At 56.2% G+C, this 5,407-nt stretch carries 3 rRNA genes; all 3 read left to right on the plus strand.

Annotated elements, in window-relative coordinates:
• Positions 1 to 200 precede the first annotated feature (200 nt).
• The 3 genes from NL1_RS35580 to rrf all read left to right on the plus strand — a co-directional run bounded on the left by NL1_RS35580 (position 201) and on the right by rrf (position 5,403).
• Positions 201 to 1,719 (plus strand): 16S ribosomal RNA (locus NL1_RS35580).
• A gap of 324 nt (positions 1,720 to 2,043) precedes the next feature.
• Positions 2,044 to 5,176: ribosomal RNA gene (locus NL1_RS35585) — 23S ribosomal RNA — on the plus strand.
• A 110-nt stretch (positions 5,177 to 5,286) separates the two neighbouring features.
• Positions 5,287 to 5,403: ribosomal RNA gene (rrf, locus tag NL1_RS35590) — 5S ribosomal RNA — on the plus strand.
• Together the 16S, 23S and 5S rRNA genes form the textbook arrangement of a ribosomal RNA operon.
• Positions 5,404 to 5,407 lie beyond the last annotated feature (4 nt).

Raw genomic sequence — 5,407 nt, forward strand, 5'->3', positions numbered from 1 at the left:
GTGTGCGTGTGTTCTTTGAGAACTCAATAGTGTGTCGATGAATGTCAGTGCCAAATTTTAGATATTTGGTTCCGGCTCTTCACCCCCCGTGTGGAGGGTCGGACATTTAGTCAGCTAATTTCCGGCTGGCGATTGTTTTGCTAGGTTTTCGGACTCTAGTTTAGATCTGATTGCATCCTTCGGGGTGTGATTGTGAGTCTTCAACGGAGAGTTTGATCCTGGCTCAGGACGAACGCTGGCGGCGTGCTTAACACATGCAAGTCGAGCGGTAAGGCCCTTCGGGGTACACGAGCGGCGAACGGGTGAGTAACACGTGGGTGATCTGCCTCGTACTTCGGGATAAGCCTGGGAAACTGGGTCTAATACCGGATATGACCAGGGACTGCATGGTTTCTGGTGGAAAGATTTATCGGTGCGAGATGGGCCCGCGGCCTATCAGCTTGTTGGTGGGGTAATGGCCTACCAAGGCGACGACGGGTAGCCGACCTGAGAGGGTGACCGGCCACACTGGGACTGAGACACGGCCCAGACTCCTACGGGAGGCAGCAGTGGGGAATATTGCACAATGGGCGAAAGCCTGATGCAGCGACGCCGCGTGAGGGATGACGGCCTTCGGGTTGTAAACCTCTTTCGACAGGGACGAAGCGCAAGTGACGGTACCTGTAGAAGAAGCACCGGCCAACTACGTGCCAGCAGCCGCGGTAATACGTAGGGTGCGAGCGTTGTCCGGAATTACTGGGCGTAAAGAGCTTGTAGGCGGTCTGTCGCGTCTTCTGTGAAAACTCACAGCTCAACTGTGAGCTTGCAGGGGATACGGGCAGACTAGAGTACTTCAGGGGAGACTGGAATTCCTGGTGTAGCGGTGAAATGCGCAGATATCAGGAGGAACACCGGTGGCGAAGGCGGGTCTCTGGGAAGTAACTGACGCTGAGAAGCGAAAGCGTGGGTAGCGAACAGGATTAGATACCCTGGTAGTCCACGCCGTAAACGGTGGGTACTAGGTGTGGGTTTCCTTCCACGGGATCCGTGCCGTAGCTAACGCATTAAGTACCCCGCCTGGGGAGTACGGCCGCAAGGCTAAAACTCAAAGGAATTGACGGGGGCCCGCACAAGCGGCGGAGCATGTGGATTAATTCGATGCAACGCGAAGAACCTTACCTGGGTTTGACATACACCGGAAACCTGCAGAGATGTAGGCCCCCTTGTGGTCGGTGTACAGGTGGTGCATGGCTGTCGTCAGCTCGTGTCGTGAGATGTTGGGTTAAGTCCCGCAACGAGCGCAACCCTTATCTTATGTTGCCAGCGCGTAATGGCGGGGACTCGTGAGAGACTGCCGGGGTCAACTCGGAGGAAGGTGGGGACGACGTCAAGTCATCATGCCCCTTATGTCCAGGGCTTCACACATGCTACAATGGCCGGTACAGAGGGCTGCGATACCGCGAGGTGGAGCGAATCCCTTAAAGCCGGTCTCAGTTCGGATCGGGGTCTGCAACTCGACCCCGTGAAGTTGGAGTCGCTAGTAATCGCAGATCAGCAACGCTGCGGTGAATACGTTCCCGGGCCTTGTACACACCGCCCGTCACGTCATGAAAGTCGGTAACACCCGAAGCCGGTGGCCTAACCCCTCGTGGGAGGGAGCCGTCGAAGGTGGGATTGGCGATTGGGACGAAGTCGTAACAAGGTAGCCGTACCGGAAGGTGCGGCTGGATCACCTCCTTTCTAAGGAGCACTTCTGCACGACGCCTCGAATAGTCGAGGGTGGTTGTGCCAGAGACCGTTTAGTCTCCGACAGTGGGACTGCGGACGCTCATGGGTGGAACGCTGACAAGCTTCATCGCACTCGGTCGGAGCCATGTCTTCGGTCGCGGTGGATATATCGACACACTATTGGGTCCTGAAAGAACAGACGTTCTTTCCAGGCAAGAAGACGATCCGCTCGGATCTTCGGTTAGTACCGCAGGGCATGTGCTCTGGCCGGCTTCGAAACAGATTCTGAGTGGGTGTGTTGTTTGAGAACTGCACAGTGGACGCGAGCATCTTTGTTAGTAAGTGTTTAAGAGCGTACGGTGGATGCCTTGGCACCAGGAGCCGATGAAGGACGTAGGAGGCTGCGATAAGCCTCGGGGAGCTGTCAACCGAGCTGAGATCCGAGGATTTCCGAATGGGGAAACCCAGCACGAGTGATGTCGTGTTACCCGCATCTGAATATATAGGGTGTGTGGAGGGAACGTGGGGAAGTGAAACATCTCAGTACCCACAGGAAGAGAAAACAACAGTGATTCCGTGAGTAGTGGCGAGCGAAAGCGGATGAGGCTAAACCATGGGCGTGTGATAGCCGGCAGGCGTTGCGTTTGTGGGGTTGTGGGGCTCATTTTCTTGTCACTGCCGTGGCGAGCAACAGTCAGAAAAGTGTGTGTTAGCTGAATTGGTCTGGGACGGCCAACCGTAGACGGTGAGAGTCCGGTAAGCGAAAATGCATGCTCTGTTGTAGTGAGTACCCGAGTAGCAGCGGGCCCGTGAAATCTGCTGTGAATCTGCCGGGACCACCCGGTAAGCCTGAATACTCCCTGGTGACCGATAGCGGACTAGTACCGTGAGGGAAAGGTGAAAAGTACCCCGGGAGGGGAGTGAAATAGTACCTGAAACCGTGCGCTTACAATCCGTCAGGGCCTGCGAGTGCTTTAGTGCACTGTGGGTGATGGCGTGCCTTTTGAAGAATGAGCCTGCGAGTTAGTGGCATGTGGCGAGGTTAACCCGTGTGGGGTAGCCGTAGCGAAAGCGAGTCCGAATAGGGCGTTTTGAGTCGCATGTTCTAGACCCGAAGCGGAGTGATCTACCCATGGCCAGGGTGAAGCGACGGTAAGACGTCGTGGAGGCCCGAACCCACTTAGGTTGAAAACTGAGGGGATGAGCTGTGGGTAGGGGTGAAAGGCCAATCAAACTCCGTGATAGCTGGTTCTCCCCGAAATGCATTTAGGTGCAGCGTCACGTGTTTCACGCCGGAGGTAGAGCTACTGGATGGCCTAGGGGGCCCACAAGCTTACCGAAGTCAGCCAAACTCCGAATGCCGGTGTGTGAGAGCGTGGCAGTGAGACTGCGGGGGATAAGCTTCGTAGTCGAGAGGGAAACAGCCCAGATCGCCGGCTAAGGCCCCTAAGCGTGTACTAAGTGGAAAAGGATGTGGGGTCGCGAAGACAACCAGGAGGTTGGCTTAGAAGCAGCCACCCTTGAAAGAGTGCGTAATAGCTCACTGGTCAAGTGATCCTGCGCCGACAATGTAGCGGGGCTCAAGTACACCGCCGAAGCCGCGGCAGTCGCACAATACATCCGCCATCCTCTACGGGGGGTGGTGCAGTGGTGTGGCTGGGTAGGGGAGCGTCCTGTAGCCAGGGAAGCAGCAGTGTGAACTAGTTGTGGAGGCTGCGGGAGTGAGAATGCAGGCATGAGTAGCGAAAGACGAGTGAGAAACTCGTCCGCCGAATGACCAAGGGTTCCTGGGCCAGGTTAATCCGCCCAGGGTGAGTCGGGACCTAAGGCGAGGCCGACAGGCGTAGTCGATGGACAACGGGTTGATATTCCCGTACCCGTGTATCCGCGCCCAGTGGCGAATCAGTTGTGCTAACCATCCAAAACCGGACGGATCTCCTTCGGGAGACCTGAGGGGGCTGCATGGGACCCTGGCTGTAGTAGTCAAGCGATGGGGTGACGCAGGAAGGTAGCTGGGCCAGTCAGTGGTTGTACTGGTGTAAGCCTGTAGGGCGTTGTGTAGGCAAATCCGCACAACATGTGCCTGAGAGGTGATGCGTAGCCGATTGAGGCGAATTCAGTGATCCTATGCTGCCGAGAAAAGCCTCTAGTGAGTTGGTACACGGCCCGTACCCCAAACCGACACAGGTGGTCAGGTAGAGAATACTAAGGCGATCGAGAGAACTGTGGTTAAGGAACTCGGCAAAATGCCCCCGTAACTTCGGGAGAAGGGGGACCAACGCTGGTGACCGGGCTTGCCCCGTGAGCTGGTGGTGGTCGCAGAGACCAGAGAGAAGCGACTGTTTACTAAAAACACAGGTCCGTGCGAAGTCGTAAGACGATGTATACGGACTGACGCCTGCCCGGTGCCGGAAGGTTAAGAGGACCGGTTAGCGCTTCGGCGCGAAGCTGAGAATTTAAGCCCCGGTAAACGGCGGTGGTAACTATAACCATCCTAAGGTAGCGAAATTCCTTGTCGGGTAAGTTCCGACCTGCACGAATGGCGTAACGACTTCTCTGCTGTCTCAACCACAGACTCGGCGAAATTGCATTACGAGTAAAGATGCTCGTTACGCGCGGCAGGACGAAAAGACCCCGGGACCTTCACTATAGCTTGGTATTGGTGTTCGGTACGGTTTGTGTAGGATAGGTGGGAGACTGTGAAGCGGGTACGCCAGTATTCGTGGAGTCGTCGTTGAAATACCACTCTGATCGTATTGGACCTCTAACCTCGGACCATGATCTGGTTCAGGGACAGTGCCTGGTGGGTAGTTTAACTGGGGCGGTTGCCTCCCAAAATGTAACGGAGGCGCCCAAAGGTTCCCTCAGCCTGGTTGGCAATCAGGTGTCGAGTGCAAGTGCACAAGGGAGCTTGACTGTGAGACAGACATGTCGAGCAGGGACGAAAGTCGGGACTAGTGATCCGGCACCGGCAAGTGGAAGCGGTGTCGCTCAACGGATAAAAGGTACCCCGGGGATAACAGGCTGATCTTCCCCAAGAGTCCATATCGACGGGATGGTTTGGCACCTCGATGTCGGCTCGTCGCATCCTGGGGCTGGAGTAGGTCCCAAGGGTTGGGCTGTTCGCCCATTAAAGCGGCACGCGAGCTGGGTTTAGAACGTCGTGAGACAGTTCGGTCTCTATCCGCCGCGCGCGTCAGAAACTTGAGGAAGGCTGTCCCTAGTACGAGAGGACCGGGACGGACGAACCTCTGGTGTGCCAGTTGTCCTGCCAAGGGCACTGCTGGTTAGCTACGTTCGGAAGGGATAACCGCTGAAAGCATCTAAGCGGGAAGCCTGTTCCAAGATGAGGTTTCTCACCCCCTCGAGGGGGTAAGGCCCCCCACAGACCATGGGGTTGATAGGCCAGAACTGGAAGCACGGTAACGTGTGGAGGTGACTGGTACTAATCGGCCGAGGACTTACCAACAAAGAAGCTACGCGTCCACTGTGCGGTATCTGAAACAACACACAGACACTGCAGCACAACACAACTCCCGGGTTGTGTGAGCGCTGTTCGTGTGGATAGTTTCATAGAGTTACGGCGGCTATAGCGGTGGGGAAACGCCCGGTCCCATTCCGAACCCGGAAGCTAAGGCCACCTGCGCCGATGGTACTGCACTCGACAGGGTGTGGGAGAGTAGGACACCGCCGGAACATC

The sequence above is a fragment of the Nocardia lijiangensis NBRC 108240 genome (assembly GCF_001613045.1).
Classification (GTDB): Bacteria; Actinomycetota; Actinomycetes; order Mycobacteriales; family Mycobacteriaceae; genus Nocardia; species Nocardia lijiangensis.